This window comes from Microcoleus sp. AS-A8, from assembly GCA_039962225.1.
Lineage (GTDB): Bacteria > Cyanobacteriota > Cyanobacteriia > Cyanobacteriales > Coleofasciculaceae > Allocoleopsis.
The window spans coordinates 175,583-193,013 of record JAMPKV010000004.1; the positions used below are offsets into that span (position 1 = coordinate 175,583).

Annotated in this window: 16 protein-coding genes; 6 read left to right on the plus strand and 10 right to left on the minus strand. The window is 48.1% G+C overall.

Translation table 11 applies throughout. The features are described from left to right. Window positions 1-10: 10 nt before the first annotated feature. Entirely contained in the window at window positions 11-667 is a 657-nt protein-coding gene (locus NDI48_08115; protein MEP0831172.1) for a Uma2 family endonuclease, read from the plus strand. Window positions 668-727: 60 nt separating this feature from the next. On the opposite strand, the gene NDI48_08120 is transcribed toward NDI48_08115, so the two are convergent. The 3 genes from NDI48_08120 to NDI48_08130 all read right to left on the minus strand — a co-directional run bounded on the left by NDI48_08120 (window position 728) and on the right by NDI48_08130 (window position 4,051). Beyond that, on the minus strand, window positions 728-1,444 hold the full coding sequence (locus NDI48_08120) for a glutamine amidotransferase (protein MEP0831173.1): 717 nt from the start codon (window positions 1,442-1,444) through the stop codon (window positions 728-730). 334 nt (window positions 1,445-1,778) lie between these two features. Next, window positions 1,779-3,689 carry a DUF3370 family protein gene (locus NDI48_08125; GenBank protein ID MEP0831174.1) on the minus strand — a complete coding sequence of 637 codons (1,911 nt, stop codon included), beginning with the start codon at window positions 3,687-3,689 and terminating at the stop codon, window positions 1,779-1,781. 212 nt (window positions 3,690-3,901) lie between these two features. Then, window positions 3,902-4,051 carry a DUF6364 family protein gene (locus NDI48_08130; protein ID MEP0831175.1) on the minus strand — a complete coding sequence of 50 codons (150 nt, stop codon included), beginning with the start codon at window positions 4,049-4,051 and terminating at the stop codon, window positions 3,902-3,904. A 41-nt stretch (window positions 4,052-4,092) separates the two neighbouring features. Between NDI48_08130 and NDI48_08135 the strand changes: the two genes are divergently transcribed. Continuing rightward, window positions 4,093-5,226, plus strand: a complete 1,134-nt coding sequence (locus NDI48_08135; GenBank protein ID MEP0831176.1) for a transposase — start codon at window positions 4,093-4,095, stop codon at window positions 5,224-5,226. Between the two features lie 32 nt (window positions 5,227-5,258). After that, the gene (locus NDI48_08140) at window positions 5,259-5,687 is read left to right on the plus strand and encodes a hypothetical protein (GenBank protein ID MEP0831177.1); all 429 of its coding nucleotides are present in this window, start codon (window positions 5,259-5,261) and stop codon (window positions 5,685-5,687) included. 96 nt (window positions 5,688-5,783) lie between these two features. Here the strand turns inward: NDI48_08140 and NDI48_08145 are convergent, their stop codons facing one another. Then, window positions 5,784-6,569 (minus strand): AhpC/TSA family protein, encoded by a 786-nt coding sequence (locus NDI48_08145; protein MEP0831178.1) that lies wholly within the window; start codon window positions 6,567-6,569, stop codon window positions 5,784-5,786. Between the two features lie 206 nt (window positions 6,570-6,775). Between NDI48_08145 and NDI48_08150 the strand changes: the two genes are divergently transcribed. Then, entirely contained in the window at window positions 6,776-7,057 is a 282-nt protein-coding gene (locus NDI48_08150) for a hypothetical protein (protein MEP0831179.1), read from the plus strand. 66 nt (window positions 7,058-7,123) lie between these two features. Here the strand turns inward: NDI48_08150 and NDI48_08155 are convergent, their stop codons facing one another. Further along, window positions 7,124-7,795: a Uma2 family endonuclease gene (locus tag NDI48_08155; protein ID MEP0831180.1), complete on the minus strand. Its 672-nt coding sequence runs from the start codon at window positions 7,793-7,795 to the stop codon at window positions 7,124-7,126. Between the two features lie 536 nt (window positions 7,796-8,331). Then, window positions 8,332-9,303: a polyphosphate kinase 2 family protein gene (locus NDI48_08160; protein MEP0831181.1), complete on the minus strand. Its 972-nt coding sequence runs from the start codon at window positions 9,301-9,303 to the stop codon at window positions 8,332-8,334. 165 nt (window positions 9,304-9,468) lie between these two features. Between NDI48_08160 and NDI48_08165 the strand changes: the two genes are divergently transcribed. Continuing rightward, window positions 9,469-9,957, plus strand: a complete 489-nt coding sequence (locus tag NDI48_08165) for a WbuC family cupin fold metalloprotein (protein MEP0831182.1) — start codon at window positions 9,469-9,471, stop codon at window positions 9,955-9,957. A gap of 31 nt (window positions 9,958-9,988) precedes the next feature. Here the strand turns inward: NDI48_08165 and NDI48_08170 are convergent, their stop codons facing one another. From NDI48_08170 to mnmA, 3 genes are all read right to left on the minus strand, one after another. Further along, the gene (locus NDI48_08170) at window positions 9,989-12,421 is read right to left on the minus strand and encodes a caspase family protein (GenBank protein ID MEP0831183.1); all 2,433 of its coding nucleotides are present in this window, start codon (window positions 12,419-12,421) and stop codon (window positions 9,989-9,991) included. Between the two features lie 153 nt (window positions 12,422-12,574). Further along, a complete protein-coding gene (sat, locus tag NDI48_08175; GenBank protein ID MEP0831184.1) occupies window positions 12,575-13,756 on the minus strand; it encodes a sulfate adenylyltransferase in 1,182 nt (393 codons plus the stop codon). A gap of 139 nt (window positions 13,757-13,895) precedes the next feature. Next, window positions 13,896-14,960, minus strand: coding sequence for a tRNA 2-thiouridine(34) synthase MnmA (mnmA, locus tag NDI48_08180; protein ID MEP0831185.1), 1,065 nt, complete (start codon window positions 14,958-14,960; stop codon window positions 13,896-13,898). Window positions 14,961-15,426: 466 nt separating this feature from the next. On the opposite strand from mnmA, the gene NDI48_08185 reads away from it, so the two are divergent. Further along, window positions 15,427-17,016, plus strand: coding sequence for an MFS transporter (locus NDI48_08185; protein MEP0831186.1), 1,590 nt, complete (start codon window positions 15,427-15,429; stop codon window positions 17,014-17,016). Window positions 17,017-17,073: 57 nt separating this feature from the next. On the opposite strand, the gene NDI48_08190 is transcribed toward NDI48_08185, so the two are convergent. After that, the gene (locus tag NDI48_08190) at window positions 17,074-17,322 is read right to left on the minus strand and encodes a hypothetical protein (GenBank protein ID MEP0831187.1); all 249 of its coding nucleotides are present in this window, start codon (window positions 17,320-17,322) and stop codon (window positions 17,074-17,076) included. Window positions 17,323-17,431 lie beyond the last annotated feature (109 nt).

The following is a 17,431-nucleotide window of genomic DNA, read 5'->3' on the forward strand; positions in this document are numbered from 1 at the left end:
ATAAAATAAAATGCTGTTAGCCCTCGAACAAATTATCGTACCACCCGGACATCAACTGCTCTTAAAAAATGTCAACTGGCAGCAATTCCAAGATATTTTAAACAATTTGGGTGAAAGTCGCAGTGCGAGACTTTCTTATAGCCAAGGTACGCTAGAAATTATGACTCCACTGCCAGAGCATGAAGATAACAAAGTCATTATTGGGGATTTTGTCAAAGCAATTCTGGAAGAAATGGACATCGAGTTTAGGAGCCTTGGTTCAACGACGTTTGAAAATGAAGCGATGAGACAAGCCGTTGAACCCGATGATTGTTTTTATATTCAGAAAGAAGCCAAAATTAGAGGCAAGAAACGGCTAAATTTAGAAATAGACCCGCCGCCCGAATTAGCCATTGAAATTGATATTACATCGAGAACTAAGTTTAATAATTATCAAGAATTAGGGGTGACTGAACTCTGGCGTTATAACGGCAAAAAGCTAGAAATTAATATTCTTCAGTCTGGCAAATATGTTCAGTCAGGAACTAGCTTGGCTTTTCCCAATTTACCTATGGCTGATGTTCTCCACGATTTTGTGGAACAAAGTAAAGTAAGAGGGAGAAATGCGACGATGAAAGCTTTCCGGGCTTGGGTGAGAGAACAATTAGCAAGGCATGAACAACCCTGAATGTTCAACCATCAAGTTAGCCGGATCAGTTTCCGACATAAATCAGACGAATTCTAGAGTTCACGCGCAGACTTTTTGGGTAATCGCATCTTGTCCCAACCAGTGGCAGAGAAATCTTTTGAGCCAATTTTCCATTGCGATCGCATATAAGGAATGCTGGTAGAAATGCTCATCACGAGACTGTGCCCCCGGAAGGGTTACCATGTGAGCGCCCTCTGTCGTCCACCGTTCCATCATCTCTCGCGTCATCTCCGGGTGAAACTGGACACCATAGGCATTCTCACCATAGCGAAATGCCTGATTCTTAAAAACTTCGCCTTCAAACAGGGAAACTGCACCCTTCGGCAGTTCAAACCCTTCACGGTGCCAGTGATAGACATACAACGGCTGATCGAAATGTTCGCTATCCATTCCAGTCGGCATCACTGGAAAGTAGCCGATTTCTACCCTGCCATCAGGATGAGGTTGAACCGTTGCACCGAGGACACGGGCTAATAATTGAGCACCGAGGCAGATTCCCAGGTAAGGTTTACCCGATTTTAGAGCAACTGGAATCCAATCAAGTTCGGTACCGATGAAGGGGAGAGTTTCGCGATCATTTGCACTCATCGGCCCCCCAAAAATGATCACACCTTCGTGATTATCCATCGTTGGGGGGAGTTCGTCCTGCTGACTCGGTACTCGGATATCTAGGGTATAGCCCCAAGCGCGAAGAATTTGCCCCACGAGTCCAGTATCAGAGGTGGGTTGGTGGACGACGATCAGAATCTTTTTCACGAGTTGCACACCTATATAGATTCTCCATCTTAACGAGAGTGGCATTGGTCTTCAGTTCAGAAAGCACTATTCTTACTCCCCCCTTAATAACCGGAGCGACCGCCGGAGCTCATACGAGGACTTTAGTGAGGATGAGGAGGGCCGGGGGGGTCAATGTGTAGCGTACTAAAAGTGAAATGTTATAGCTGTAAGCATAAGGTTGGGACTTTATTGAACGGCCTAAACGACCACATAGCAGTAATAACCCTTCTGCTTTTTGCCTCCTCACTAAAGCTCCGGTGCCTTCTGCCTTTTGCTATATCAGTGAGTTGGGATGCATTAGGAAAGGATATCGTTATTTATCCAACGTTTTAACTGTCAAAACTTGCGGTGGAGTGGAATCTGGAGGATAGACTAAGCTTACCTGGACTTCCCGACTTGCCTCAGGTGGTAGAGTTAGCGTTACCAAGGGTTCACCCGGTTGCCCCCGTCGCTGTACTAGATGCACATAGCGCGTCTGCGATTGTCCTGCATCATCCTTATAACTCACCTTCACCGTACCGCGAAAGAAAATCTGGTCAACTCGTGGGTTCAAGAACAGCAGTACATCTTTCCCTCCCTCATCCTTCAAGGGCGTTTGCAAGGATACCGTCACCGTCTGAGGTTGACTTGTAGTGTTTTTCAGCGGCAACGTGAGATTGTATTCCACCCCATAATTACTGTGGGCAAAATAAGCTGTATCTTCATAGCGCCTTAACATCGCTGCACTTTGGATTTGCCCCGTGCCCAGAGTAATCAAATGTAATGTACCCACGACGTAGGAGAACGCCTTTCCCGGTTCAGGGAGGCTGAGGTGTTCCCCATTCGGAGTATCTGTAATCTCTGCCTGCCATTGCGCCCCCTCAGAAACACCCGCCACACGACTAAACACCGTGGGTTCTCTGGGTGGGTCGAGGGGTGTGGGAATCGGGTCGCGTGGCCCTGCAAAACCTCCAGTTTCCAGTAATCCTTGCCATTCTTTCAGCGTTGGTGCGCGGACACCTCTCTTGGCTAAATTCGCCACATAAACTGGCCCATTACTCCTCAACCGCATCATCGTAGAACGACCATTAGAAGCGGGTGCCCGTTCTATCGTAATCGGCTGATTCATTAATATCTGACTTTGCCCCGGCTCAATCACCAACTGCGCGGGGAAAATCCCCTGCCGCACTCCTCGCAGAACATCACTCATCGTCCGGCTACCAGGGCCAGAGTAGACGCTGCCATCGGCATTATCCTTCATATCGGGTAACTCTTTGAAGGGTGCTTCTGGAGTCGAAAGATAACTGGCAGCTTGCAAAACCTCCACCGTGACGGGTTTATCACTGGGATTGTGGACAATCACCCCTTGGTAAAGGGTACCCGTTTCTGCTTGCGTTTCCGCCCTAGCGATATGGTGAGTAAAGACATCAAATCGTCCCTCAAAGGGGAAATTGAGATGGGCAGAGGGTACCTGTTTTCCTTCTGGTGGGAAGGTTGACAGCAAAATCCCTTCTGTTTTTACCAGTTCTGGACTGTTGCTGTTAAATGTAGGAACAGTATCGAGTTTTCCCGGTAGCGCCCGAACCGATTGGGGGCGAGTTTCTACCCCAGCAATGTACTGCGGCTGCACCGCATAGATGAATAACGCCCGACAAATTAACGACGCGACTTCCCCACGAGTGGCAGTTTGATTGGGTTTGAGCTGTTTAACGTTGGGATAGTTGACGACGAGACTATTGATGGTTGCAGCGGCGATCGCATTTTTGGCATAATCCGGAATCTGTGCCGCATCGGTAAAATACTGCCTTAGCGTTCCCTCCGCATTGCCGGAAAAGTTAAAATTCTTTGCCCCTGCCAAAACACCAATCGCTTGCACTCTCGGAATCGCTTGGTTCGGGAGAAACACCCCACCGGGATAACCGGAAAAAAAGCCGCGTTTGTAAGCATCCTGAATTGCCTTATGCGCCCAGTGACTCGTCGGCACATCTTTAAACGTTGTCCCAGCCCGCTTTTGGGGGGCATCTGGGAAAGCATTGAGCATCAAAACCGCAAACTCAGCACGGGTAATCGTTGCATTAGGACGAAAAGTACCATCCGGGTAACCACTCACCAGCTTGCGCGGTGCCATCTGATTGATACACGCTTGCGCCCAATGAGTTTGGATGTCAGTAAACCCCAACGCCCTGGGAATGGATAAGTTCAACACAGCAAAACTACTAGCCAGGAAACTTAAGCTAAAACGCATCAAAACACTTCAAGACCAACATGATTCTTTGAAGCATTGTCGGAGGAATTTGTTGCAAAAACTAGAGTTTTTCAGCAAACTTCTTGAGAAATACCAAACGAGGTATCCGGGGAATGAGCCGACTTAAAAAGTTAATCAGCGTAGCAATATTGACTTTACAGAAGAATAAGCAAAGCCCACCTCATTCATGGGTGGGATGTAGCGTAGCGCTTTTAAGGGGCGTCAGTGCTAGATGGCGGTGGCAGTCTGTCTATCCAATCCTCTATTAGCTGGGTCATTGTTTTCTTTTTCTGGCTAGCATATTGTTTTAGCTTTTCTAAACGACTTTCCTCAATTCGCAGGCTCAGAGGTTTCTTCTGCATGGCGTCTATACGTTGTATGGATGCATGGTATCATTAAAGACATGAAAACCCTGAAGTTTAAGCTCTACAGCCACAAGCGGAATAAATACCTCAAACGGACAATCAGCGCGGCTGGGGTAATTTATAACCATTGCATTGCTCTGCATCGTCGATACTATCGGATGTGGGGTCAGCACTTGCCCTCGCGTCAACTTCAGAAACATATCGCTAAATTGCGCAAGCGTAATCCGTTGTGGCAATTAGTAGGTTCTCAAGCTGTTCAGGATATCTGTCAACGCATTGATAAAGCCTATCACCTATTCTTCAAACACCACAAAAAAGGAGTCAAACCACCGAGTTTTAAGAAAGTCAAAAAATATAAGTCATTCACCCTCAAGCAAGCCGGATACAAATTCTTGGGAGGAAATCGAGTCAAGATAGGAAGTCGGGTATATCAATACTGGAACTCCAGAGAGATAGAAGGAACCGTTAAAACTTTAACCATCAAACGTACCGCTTTAGGTGAGCTGTTCATGGTTGTCGTTGTTGACGGATATTCAACAGCAGAAGTCACATTCGAGACAGGTAAGATAGCTGGATTTGACTTTGGGTTGAAAGCGTTCCTCACTTGCTCGGAAGGATTCAAGGTTGAATCCCCCGAATTCCTAAAATCATCCCTCAATGTCCTCCAAAAAGCGTCTAAGCAGCACTCTAAAAAACAGAAGGGGTCAAACAACCGTAGACTTGCAAGGAAACATTTGGTTCGTTGTCACGAGGCTATTAGTAACCGCAGGCGCGATTGGTTCTGGAAGTTAGCACACAAGCTGACTGATCAGTTTGACCTGTTATGTTTCGAGACGCTAAACCTCAAAGGGATGCAGCGTTTATGGGGACGCAAGGTTAGCGACTTGGCTTTAGGGGATTTCTTGCAAATACTGGAATGGGTAGCCAAGAACAAAGGGAAGCGAGTTATCTATATTGACCGCTGGTATCCCTCTAGTAAAACCTGTTCTTGTTGTGGTCATATTCTAGACGAACTAGATTTGTCGGTTAGACGCTGGCGTTGTCTATCCTGCCACTCGGTCAATGACAGGGATGAGAACGCCGCATTAAATATTAAAAGGGTTGGGAGTTCAACCCTAGGCTTAGGGGATGTCAGACAGGAGTTACTCCTGCAATCCCTGCTCGATGCCTGAATCCCACCGATTCAATCGGTGGGAGTGGCTCAATGCTTATTGGTTGTAACAAGGATGCAGTCTGGCAAAAGACTCTTGATAGCTCTCAAACACAGAATCCTACTGAAAGGATAACTGTTTTGAAAAAAATAATGAGTGTTGAACCTCCAACCCAAATCCTTGAAGCTCAGTACATTGGGTACCAGATAGGGGACAACTTTTTAGGCCCAGCGGACTACAGATTTTATGCAAAGATTGTGGTTGAACCCAAGAATATTAGTCAGTGGAGACACGAACTTCAACCTAAGATACCGCCAACAGAATTTCCTACCTCTCCTGAGATAAGTTGGTGGTTATCCGGACAAAAGAAAGAAGAATTTGAGTTTTACGCGCCTCATAAACTATTTCGGCAAATACATGGATTTGTTGCTGTGAGCCTCAAAAATGAGGGAATTATTTATATCTATACTTTCACGATGTGAGGGAGGATGCGTGGTGAGCGATTGTGCGCCACACCCTGAGGATTTAGTCCTCACTACAAACTCCCGCATAGTGTGGTTTTCTCAGCGCACATGATATTAGACAATTTCATCCTGCTCAAGACTCAGAAACGAGAGCGGATAGCTCATATCAGCAGCAAAACCAAGGATTCCCCGATCGCGGTGCTCGTAAAGCAATTCCCCCTGAGCATTCAAAAGAAACGTTCCCCCTCGCTGGGTTAAATAAGCTGGATCTGGAACGTAGGTGTTCCAATGGCTTAAAACCTCAACCATATTTCGCAGTCGCAGAGTTGCCAGTTCAAAAGGACGCTGAAACCCTTTACCTCCGGCCTTATTGAAGAACGAACCCTTGAGTGGGGGCAGAGGTTTCGCCAACACAACCTCTTCATCGTCAATCAACTGGGGTGCTTTGCGATCGCCCCGATAACCGCGAAACACCTCAGCCAGAGTCCCAGGACTACCGATTCCTGCACACATCAGCATCAAATTGATCCAGGCGTTTTGAGCCGTCGAGAGGCTTTTAAGTTTGAGCGATAGCCCTGGATAGAGATTAAGCTTTTGGTGTAGTTCTGCCTTGGGATCGATAAACAGACAATCGGGTGGGAACCCTGTGTAGTCACAAAATTGTTGCCCCGATGCGCGATCGCCGATACCCACAGCCCGGATCACCACTCCTTGCTTTTGAATCCGTTCAGCTTCTCGTTGTAGCCACCAGGCATATTCAAGAGTGTCAAAATCCCCCAGTTGAGGCCAAACCAACACTAACAGCCGAGTGAACAATTCGCAATCGCTCAACAGTGGCACGATGGCTCCATCGCTAACTCGCTGGTATTGAGCCTGCTTGAAGATGGCGTAAGCATCCATGAATTGGTTTATTGAAAAACGTGAGAATCAAGAAAAGTAAAATCTCTTTTAATTATCCACTAAGTAGTATTTTTCTCAGATTCAGAATGTCCAGGAGTTACGACTAAGGAGTGAGGGTTGAGCCTCCCGGAGCCAAGTACGCTTAGATTTATGGAAAATAGCTTATTCAATAAAACTTTCCGAAACAACAAGGACAAAATTGATTCATGGAAAATACCTTACTCGATAAAACTTTTCGAGACAACGAGGGCAATATTGTTATTGCTCAACCGCCAAATCTGCCGCTTTTGGTTGGGATTACAGCAACTGTACTCAACTTAATTGTGAGAAGTGGCAACATCCATATAGCTATAGATGCAATAGCGTTTGGCTCTTTGTTTACTTGGGCGTGGCAGGAGCTATTCGAGGGCGTTAACTACTTTCGTCGCGCCCTAGGTTTACTCATGCTGATTGTCCTCATCGCTTCGAGGTTCTCCAACAACGTCTGAGTGTCACTTAGCGCAACTTGTCAAGCGGATCGAGTTAAGCAATTGTACGATTAAGTACTCAATCTCTCACGCTTGGCTAAAAGTCTTAAGCAGCCAAAGATTAATCTTCGTATCATCCTCAAGATGACTGCGTTTTATCGCTTCCTCCACCAGAGAGATGGTCAACTCCGGCAGCACCAGGGACTTGCTAACTCGACCACTGCGCCCAGCCGCGATCGCAAATGCAATCACTTCCTCCACATTCAAATCATTCACCCAATATTCCTCAACCCCCGACTGTTCATACAATAAGCGCTTCCGTCCCAAATCATCACTAACCGAAACGCTACCAATTTCTACAACTAACGTTGGGGGGTCATACTCTTCCAGATCGATGGGGGCATCCGTTTGCGGCGGCACTCTCAAACCCGAACCAATGTAAAAGGCCAAATCGGGTTGAAATTCCCCAATACCTGCCTTGCGAAAACTAGTATTCACAAACTCAACAATCCGCACATTCTTAATGGTGGCAAAAAGACTAACCGCCTTGGAAATAATCGAATTTTGACGGCCATGTCGAGGGCCAAGGGGCGACATCTCAATTCTTAAGAGTCCTTGATGGTAATAAAACCTGCCATCGATATAAGCAGGGTCTTCCGCCAGACCAATAAACTCTTCCCAGCTAGCTTTGACCCAGGTATCTGTCGCCAAACTTTTGACTACGGCAGTGCCCCTGTGCCCATCCGAGGAAATCATCATGGCGATTTGTCTCCCACAAGTCAGCAAGAGTGAAGAATATTAGCGCGCCCCAGTTGATAGAGCGTGATAATAGGCGATTCCTTACCTTCGGCGCTGCCAAGAAAACGCAGTCCCGCCTTTCTGGCTATATGCGACACACCGCTCCATTTTTCTCATCCTGGCAAGGGCAACCGCCACTTTTCACTCTTCTAGAAAAAATTGAGCCATCAGGAATGGTTTGGGTCTGTCTTTTGGCGTAATTTAAGAATTTTAGATGTTATAGCTGTCGCCATAAAGGTTAGGACAGATTTAACGGCTGAAACCACCACGTACTAGTAATCAACATAAAAGCCTCCTCGTATGAGCTCCGGTGCCCTTTGCCTTCTGCCTGTTGCTCTAGATGTGAGATTTCAGAACCTACGCTTGCATCTTACTTCCGACAGATTATGGGTCTACTCTCCTCCGCTATGTTCTAGATAGATGCAACACAGAGTTCTCGACCCTATTGGCTATCCTCCCAATGGGGTTTCTTTTTAGTGAGGATGGATCACTAGAATTCAATCAGGAATTACGATATTTTCCAAACCCTCTTCTGCACTTGGGTATTGAGGATTCATGGCCTCCAGAGTATCTGCGATCGTGCGAGCAACAACTAGATTGCGATACCACTTATTGTTCGCTGGAACAACGTACCAAGGAGCATAGGTTGTAGAACAATTACTAATCGCATCCTCAAATGCCTGCTGATAGTCGTCCCACAAGAGTCGCTCTTTAATATCATTGTGGGAAAACTTCCATTGCTTGTCGGGATTTTGTAACCGACTCTCCAAGCGGCGCTTTTGTTCGTCTTTGGAAATATGCAGAAAAAACTTAAGGATGGTAATGTTGCTGAGCGTGAGCATTTGTTCAAATTCATTAATGATGTGATAGCGCTGCCGCCATACATCTTCTGGTACTAAATTATGAACACGCACAACCAGAACATCTTCGTAGTGAGCGCGATTAAAGATCGTAATCATGCCACGCTGCGGTACGCGATGGTGGTAGCGCCAGAGAAAATCGTGGCTGGCTTCTTCCTCACTGGGTATTTTAAACGACCAAACTTGGCAACCTTGAGGGTTAACTTCGCCAAAGACGTGTTTAATTGTGCCATCTTTGCCCCCAGTATCCATCGCTTGTAGCACAATCAGTAAGCTGCGTTGGTTCTCGGCATACAAACGCTCTTGTAACTTGCGAATTCGCTGACAATGTTTTTCCAGTTCTGCCATCACCTCTTTCTTTTTTCTGTAGTGTTCCGAGGCATTGGGGTCCATGTCAGCTAAGGAGATACGCTCTCCAGGTTGCACTCGATAGAGGGGATAGTTCGGCTTCGGCGGCGGATTGTCCACAACGACTGTTTCTGGTGCCGTTACGCTAGCCGCATAAGTTGTCGCTTTCTCTGCGGCTTGTTGCGTTTTTTTGCTCTCTGGGTGAGCCGTACCCTTAACAGGTGCTTTCCTGTCTTCTGGTAAATGTTTGTTTTTACTCATTATTTTTTCTGCTGATCGGGCTGTACTCAAATCATAATTGAGCCAAAGAGTGACAAACCGCTCCCTACAGGCGCAATATCAAACAAAAGATGCGGCAGATGAGATTACTTTTTGGGATTTCCTTGGTAGCATCCCAAGGTGAAAAAATTAGAGAGAAAACCTGCTATGCAATCGCTACCGATCAAACGCCTCACCGAAGAATTACTCAATACTATCGTCGAGCAAGCCCGTCACAGTCCTCGACAGCGGCAGAATTACGACTTTCACGAACCCTCCGAAAAAGTTCAGCGATTCCTGAATGTTCTTCAACCAGGAACCTACGTTCGCCCCCACCGACATCAGCGTCCATCCCAGGTGAATGGGTTCGAGTTTTTCCTAGTGATTCAGGGAGAAGTCGGTATCATTATTTTTGACGAGAGCGCTCAAATTTTGCAGACCGAACGCATCTCTGCCAATGGAGCGACTCGTGCGATCGAACTGCCGGAGGGGGTCTATCATACCCTAGTGGTGCTCGTTCCTGATACGGTAGTACTCGAACTCAAAGAAGGCCCTTACAATCCCAGTACGGATAAAGAGTTTCTGGACGGCTTTCCGGCGGAAGGAACCCCAGCCGCCGAGCACATGGTGGAGGAGTGGAGAGGGTACTTTGGTTAATTGTGGATTGATGAACCCTGAACCCGACGCCTCAGACTACCTGATAGATAAAACTTAGAGTAGCCCATGCATTAACATCTAGCGCATAGCTATCGGAAGTGGTGCCAATCAACTCTGGAGCAACGGCGCTGGCATTGTGTAAATCTTGGAGAACAGAGCGAGCGACTTCCAAGGGATTAAATAAATCCCCGATGCGTTCCCCTTCCCGCTTACGTCGCGCCGAGTCCAGTGCCATGAGACTTTTGGTAAAGGGTGTTCGACTGCAAATGAGTTGAATTTCTGCCAGTCCTGGTGGCTCTTGAACCACCCAGTTAGACGCTGAAGATTGGGGCAACGTCAGAGTTTCCCCTGGAGCAATCACCGCATTTTTTAGGGGGGGTTTGTTTTCTGCGTCCTCTGGGCCTTGAGAGACTTGGTTATGATAAAGCGCGATCGCATTGCCGCTGGTATCCATGCCCAGTAGCATGAAATAAATTGGGCGATCGCTATAATTTTCCAACCGATATTGGATCTGACTGCCAATCGGGACGGTGGGGAGATTGCCCTCTCCAACCTTAGCGATCAACTCATTCGTCTTCTTGTTATCGCCAAATGCCTTTGCAGGTAAAGAGGAGGGTGAAGACGCCCGCCAGGTTTCTCGTTGCATCACCACGGTTCCTTGAGGGGAAACCATCTCTAGGGATGCTCGGATGCCCAAACGCGAAGACCCTTCATTGACCGTCAGGCGCAACAACTTGGCGGCTAATAAGGTTTCTAGCTTAGGCGTAAGCCGATTCACCGCTGACCTTACTGCTTCTCCAGCTTCCCCCGTCGTATTCCGAATGGGTTCACGACCCAGATACAAGAGTCCATAGCCCGCCGTCCGTGCTAGAGTATCCATCCCCTCTGGGCGCGTTGTGGCTACATCCACGAGTACATTCGCAGCTACAGGTGCTGCCGCTGGGGATAAGGGCACTTTTCCGAACAAATAATCAGCGGGTTGTTCTCCGGCAATCACCACCGATGAGACGGGCGGGATAGCAGCAAAAGCACTCGTGGCATCCACCCGCTCAATCCGTTCTAGACCCACCTCCAGCGCGATGGTTAGACCCAGATTGCGGGGTAGGAGACGAACGGCTTCGTGGACTAATTGCCCTACCTTAAGTGGATAATTATCCGTCACACTAAGACCCACAATTCGCGCCCTTGCCGTCAGCCCTTCTTTTGAGCGGATTTGCAGTTGTGCTGATGTGGGGGTTGGGGGATTGGGGCTTAGGGCTGGAGTAGACACAGGAGAACTCTCTTGCCCCTCTTCCACAGCGACAGGGAGGAGTGAGCCATTTGGATAAAGGCTGACAATCGAATTGGAACCGTAGTATTCCAGAACGGTTGCTGGAAGCCCTGCTAACCACAACTGTGCTGTTCTGCCACTCTCTTCAACCGCCGTCACGACGCCATCTGCTCCGATGCTGGGATCGGGAGGTAAGTAATACGCCAGTAATGAACTCTGTTGGCTGTTTTGTTGGATGACGCGGGGCTGTTGCTCTTTTCCTACCAATTGATTCACCATTCCAGCCGCACGACTCAAGCTAATCTGAATGGTGGTTGCAGGTGAAGCCTGCCACAGATGTTGTGTGAGAGCGTAGGTAAATAAGCCTGCACTAAAACCATTCCATTGTGCCTCGGTCGCCAGTTCACTTGGCCCTGCGGCGGCGAGAAGGATTCCTGGCATTTGGTTCGGGCTTAGGGTGTTGAACAGCTTTTCCCCGATGGGGTTGGTGCGAAGCCGGATTTGTTCTTGAAACGCCAACTCATTGGGACTGGGGGCTTGGGCGGGTGGGTTGGGGGAAGACCGCACGCGGAGATTTCCTTGCAGGACACGGCTCGAACCGATGTAGCTGGTATCTAGGATGGTGGTGACGTGGTCTGTCGGTAGCGATCGCAACAGCAAAACCAGGGTATCTTCGAGTAAATCGTTCCCCATCGCAGCGTCTTTGGTTTGTCCGATTCCATCGCTCGGCACGAGGCTATTTTGCAGGCGTATAGAGTCATCGCTGGCAGATTCCTGACCCATCTTGACGCGACTACCATAGCCACTGAAGTGGAACACCACAACATCACCGGCCTTAGCTTGGTCGATTAAATGCTCCACAAACGCGGTTTCGATATTCTCCCGACTCGCTTGGCTATCCGTCAGCGTCAAGATATCCTGACGCTTGAAGCCAAATCGATGCAGTAACAGTTCCCGTTGCAGTTCCACATCCGTGACACAACCACTTAAGGCCATGTTCCGAGGATACTGGTTGATTCCCACCAGTAACGCTAACTTCCGTCCGCCTGGTTGTGCCAATGCTTGGAAATAGCGATCCAACACGGGTACGGCTAAGCTTTTATCACCCAGGAGTGATAGTACAGTCTCGCTCACTCCCAGCACGGCTAGCCCCAAACCAGCTTTTTGCAGAAAAGTCCGCCGATTAAGTCCCATATCAGCTATCAGCTATCAGCTATCAGCTATCAGCCTACCAGGAATGTCGAATTGGGAATGGCAAATCGGGGGAGATCGATTTTCCTCGTGGATGGGAGCGCACAGATCATCAAGTCTGAAGTTCAAATCTGTGAGACGGCTATCAAGCACCCATCAAATCTCGTAATTGGTAATATTCATCGCTCTTGCCAATTCTGCCGCTACCGCAGGGCGTGAAAACTCTGGCGGCGGCAACTCGCCCCGACGTAACATCTCCCGGACTTTCGTTCCAGATAGATGCACCCGCTCTTCCGGTCTGGATGGGCTAGTTTTCGTGGTTGCCATCTGATCAGTACGCTTGCAGTAGAAGGCATGTTCAAACTTCATCGGCACGATTCCCAGTTCACCTAGCTCATACTCATCAAAGATGTGCTGGGCATCGTAGGTACCATAATAGTCACCCACACCGGCATGGTCGCGCCCCACAATGAAGTGAGTACAGCCATAGTTCTTACGAATCAGAGCGTGAAAAATTGCTTCTCTGGGTCCCGCATAGCGCATCGCCGCTGGATTAATCGCCAGAATCACACGGGTTTCTGGAAAGTAAAGTTCCAGCATAATCTCGTAGCAGCGCATCCGCACCTCCGCGGAGATGTCGTCACTCTTGGTGGCACCGACGAGAGGATGTAAGAACAGACCATCTACTGTTTCTAGGGCACACTTGATGATGTATTCGTGTGCTCTGTGGATGGGATTACGCGTCTGGAATCCTACGACTGTTTTCCAACCCTTTTCTTGAAAAAGGGCACGGGACTTCGCGGGGTCAATTTGGTAAGCCGGAAAGTAGGGATGGTGGTCACGTTGTAACAACCAAACCGGGCCTGCTAAATTAACGTTTCCCTGGTCATAAACAACTTTGACACCAGGGTGCTCTTCCTCATCGGTGCGGTAAACATTCACCGCTTCCCGAATTTTGTCGTAACGATACTTCTGAGTCAGCTCTAAAACACCAACAAAGTTCCCTTTCGGATCATCCAAACGCACCAAGCTGCCTTCTTTTAAAGGTTCTGCTACGGCCTCATCCACAGAGAGCGTGATCGGAATTGACCAAGGCAAACCGTTGGCTAGCCGCATCCTCTCAACCACTGAGTCGTAGTCGGCTTGTTCCATGAAGCCAATCAAGGGACTAAATGCCCCAATGGCAATCATTTCTAAATCGGAGGTTGCCCGCTTGTCGAGTTGGACTCTGGGTAGAAAGTCGGCTTTATCTAAAAATTCATGCCGCTGGTTGTGCGAAGCAATACGGTGAATGAGCTGACCGCCGTGGGGGGCGATGCCCTCTGGATGCTGACTCAAAATGATCCCCTTTCTACGTAGACTGCAATTCCAAAATAATCTTCTTTCTGCACAACGGCAATTCCACAGGTAGTCGCTATTACCTCAGGTCAAGAACATATCTCTCAGAGGAGTTCTTACTCGCTTTGATGCGGTTGCTTTAACTAGCAGCCGCCTGTCGTTCGATAATGCCACCCCCTAACAGGATATCGCCGTCGTACAACACAGCCGCTTGTCCTGGAGTGACGCTAAATTGCGGCTCCTCAAAGACCAATTTCATGCGGTTTTCTTCTAAAGGGATCACAGTGACGGGTACGGCAGGTGAACGATAGCGGACTTGTGCGGTGGCTCGAATGGGCGCTGTGGGTTCAGGGATCGAAACCCAGTTGACTCGTCCTACTGTACATTCTGGCTGAGTGGCATGGGTGCGATCGCCAACAATCACTTGGTTCCGTCCCGCGTCTATTCCAATCACATACAGGGGTTGAGCCGCTGCAATCCCGATCCCCTTACGCTGTCCAATCGTGTAATGGTGAATCCCGTTATGCTGTCCCAACACCTTTCCATCCACATCCACAATCTCACCTGAGCTTTGGGTGATGTACTTGTCCAGAAAGGCTTTCATGGAACCATGAGATTCAATCAAGCATAAGTCTTGGCTTTCCGGCTTATCGGCTGTCTTGAGGTTATATTCAGTTGCAAGGCGTCGCGTTTCTGTCTTCTTGAGTTCTCCCAAGGGAAACAAGGTTCCCGCCAGTAGGTCTTGAGTTAAGTCGTAGAGAAAGTAAGATTGGTCTTTTGTCAAGTCAACGGCTCTGAGCAATTGATAGCGATCGCTGCTTGCCTCATACTTAATCCGGGCGTAATGACCTGTGGCAATGTGGTCAATCCCCAATTGTTCGCGAGCATAACTCAGCATGGGGCCAAACTTCACCGCCCGATTGCACTGCGAACAAGGCAAAGGCGTGATGCCGGCTTCGTACCCCGAAACCAGATAATCCACAATATGATGCTGAAACACATCGCGGCTATCCACAATCTGATGCGGAATCCCCAATTGTTCACAGATGAACGCCGCATCGACCATCCCTTCAGAGCAACATTGACCTTTCCCTTTCATTAACCATAGGGTTAGACCAACGACTTCGTATCCTTGACGATGTAGGGTAGCGGCGGCGACAGAACTGTCTACTCCACCAGAGAGGCCGACGACGACTCTGTTCATGAAATCACACGTAGTATGCTTGAAATACAACTCTTCTTATAGGCTAACATCTATACGCTGATTACGGTTGAAAACCTGAGCATGGATCAATGCCCGAAGTAATTTATGTGGAAATAGGTTGAATCGAATAATCCTAGTACAAGAAGGCAGAAGGCAGACCGGAGATGAGAGTGAGGACAGGAGGCAGAAGGAATATTGTTTATACAGTAAGCTTTTTAAGCTTTTTCAACTGGATAGTTATTTCCGCCATGCTGCACTAGTTATGCAAAATATACTGTTCCTAATCCCTTTCTCAACCTCTATCTTAAGGTTAGTTCTAATTAAAATTAATTTTGCAATTATATATAAGTAAATCTCTCACCCTTTTCTAAAAACGGCTGAATTGAGACCCTCAATTAACAAGCTTAAATACTAAAATTTTCCTCTATAAAAAAAAGCTGAGAATACGAAATCAGATTCTACCGTCGTGACTGTCCAATGGCTCTTGAAGCCAGAAGATAGCCGGAAATATTGGCTATCCACCATGCTCAAAAAAGAAGAAGAAGCTCGTAGTTTAGTTGAAACAAAACCGCTTTCCCTTCAGAAAATTCCAGGGGATATAGCATCCTTAGAGACGGTACTTCTGACCAACCCGCCTTTAAAACTTTCCAAACCGGAAACTCGCTCAACTCTTAGAGTATTAACTCTCGAAGGTGTCTTCGGTACGCTTTTTTACAGTATCATTGGCGGCGCGTTGCTCAGTAATTTTTTACTGGATTTGGGTGCCGGTCCGGTGGAAATTGGGATGCTCGCCTCTATTCCTCAGTTCGTGAATTTGCTCCAACCCTTCGGAGCCTATTTAGCAGACCGAAAAGAGAGCCGCTTTGGATATTCCCTACGCATTTTCGCCCCGTCGCGATCGCTGTGGCTGATTCTCGTGCTAGCTATTGGGTTGGGAGGCTCGGTTCATATCCCTGCACATCAGCTCGTGCAGTTGACATTGGCGATCATCTGGGTAACTCAGATCTTGGAATCTTTCGGTCGTGCTTCTTGGCTGAGCTGGATGGCTGCTTTAGTGCCTCAGCGGTTGCGGGGGCGATATTTTGGCTTTCGCAATAGTGCTGTCAGTTTGACGAATCTCATCGGTGTGCCGTTGCTGGCTCTAGTGGTATCGAACTGGCCTGGTGGAAGGATTCAAGGTTATGGTGCCATCTTGATTGTAGGAGTTGGGCTTGGCCTCACCAGTCTGGTTTGCCAGTTCTTTATGACCGATGTAAACCCCAAGCTTTTCCACGCCACCCATGCAGATTCAGAGGAAAGGTCGTCTATCAGGACAATTTTTAGTTTCCTCCAGGATGCTAATTTTTTGAAGTTTTTGGTTTACTCTGGCTTATGGAGTTTTGCGGTTAACGTCAGTGCTCCCTTCTTTAACCTCTACTTGCTGGATAACCTGAGTGTAGATGTCAGCGTAGTAACGCTCTATAACAGCTTAGGAGCGGGTGCTAACTTGCTGATGCTAGTGTTTTGGGGGAAGCTGGCTGACCGGGTTGGGAATCGCCCGATCATGCTAGTTGTGGGAATCTTGGTGGCTCTGACGCCTCTACTCTGGCTAGAAGCTGGAACCGCTCCTATTTTCTTGTGGGTCTGGTTCCCCCTGTTGCACATCATTGGCGGTGGGACGTGGGCGGCCATTGACTTGTGTAACAACAATCTTCTGATGGGGGTGGCACCGCTGTTGCATCAGTCCCTTTACTTTGCGATCGCGGCGGCGGTTCCAGGTGTGGCTGGGGCGATGGGAATCACCGTAGGTGGCTTTCTCGCTACTGTGACCGAGTTCGGTGGATTGCCGGGAGTGTTTGCCCTCTCAGCCGTCTTACGACTCGCTGCTCTGGTGGCGTTGGTTTTTGTTCACGAACAGCGTTCTGTGTCTTTGGGTAAGTTTTGGCTGCTGCTGTTGCCCGCCTGGTGGAGAAAAGTGCCGATTGAACCTGGGGACATCCGGTTCCAACCCTTGATCGTTGAAGAGTTGGATTCTCCACCGGAAAGCTCATCCGAGCAATCTTCAACTGTTGATTAACCCTACAGCACAACAGCTCACTTAGCTGTGGAACCAGAATGGGTCTGGCATCAAAATTTATCCCAACTGGAGCGGGCTGTAAACTGTTTCCCCATTGCCTCTTATTTCGATGGCTTGGATGAATTTTAGCCGAGATGCAATTTGGTATAAATCGTCACCAAACTGCTGCTGTAGAGCGATGGCATCGTCGCGTAAGGGACAATCAACGATCAAAGTTCCGTTGACTAGCACGACTGTTGAAAATCTGATCAGTTGCCGATAACCGAGTCGGCCATGACCGAGAAATCTTAACTTAATTGAATTCATGACTAACTTTTTTCTGGACACCTCACCTTCTATAAGCCTGTTTAATTTGTAGATTGCCCTCATTCTTGAGTTGGGTTTTTACTAAGAATCCGTTAGAAAGCCCCCTACC

Excerpts from the sequence above, each read along its gene's own strand:
- NDI48_08115 (MEP0831172.1), top strand. The coding sequence starts at position 11 with ATGCTGTTAGCCCTCGAACAAATTATCGTACCACCCGGACATCAACTG.
- NDI48_08125 (MEP0831174.1), bottom strand. The coding sequence starts at position 3,689 with ATGCGTTTTAGCTTAAGTTTCCTGGCTAGTAGTTTTGCTGTGTTGAAC.
- NDI48_08130 (MEP0831175.1), bottom strand. The coding sequence starts at position 4,051 with ATGCAGAAGAAACCTCTGAGCCTGCGAATTGAGGAAAGTCGTTTAGAA.
- NDI48_08135 (MEP0831176.1), top strand. The coding sequence starts at position 4,093 with ATGAAAACCCTGAAGTTTAAGCTCTACAGCCACAAGCGGAATAAATAC.
- NDI48_08140 (MEP0831177.1), top strand. The coding sequence starts at position 5,259 with ATGCTTATTGGTTGTAACAAGGATGCAGTCTGGCAAAAGACTCTTGAT.
- NDI48_08145 (MEP0831178.1), bottom strand. The coding sequence starts at position 6,569 with ATGGATGCTTACGCCATCTTCAAGCAGGCTCAATACCAGCGAGTTAGC.
- NDI48_08150 (MEP0831179.1), top strand. The coding sequence starts at position 6,776 with ATGGAAAATACCTTACTCGATAAAACTTTTCGAGACAACGAGGGCAAT.
- NDI48_08155 (MEP0831180.1), bottom strand. The coding sequence starts at position 7,795 with ATGATGATTTCCTCGGATGGGCACAGGGGCACTGCCGTAGTCAAAAGT.
- NDI48_08160 (MEP0831181.1), bottom strand. The coding sequence starts at position 9,303 with ATGAGTAAAAACAAACATTTACCAGAAGACAGGAAAGCACCTGTTAAG.
- NDI48_08165 (MEP0831182.1), top strand. The coding sequence starts at position 9,469 with ATGCAATCGCTACCGATCAAACGCCTCACCGAAGAATTACTCAATACT.
- NDI48_08170 (MEP0831183.1), bottom strand. The coding sequence starts at position 12,421 with ATGGGACTTAATCGGCGGACTTTTCTGCAAAAAGCTGGTTTGGGGCTA.
- mnmA (MEP0831185.1), bottom strand. The coding sequence starts at position 14,960 with ATGAACAGAGTCGTCGTCGGCCTCTCTGGTGGAGTAGACAGTTCTGTC.
- NDI48_08190 (MEP0831187.1), bottom strand. The coding sequence starts at position 17,322 with ATGAATTCAATTAAGTTAAGATTTCTCGGTCATGGCCGACTCGGTTAT.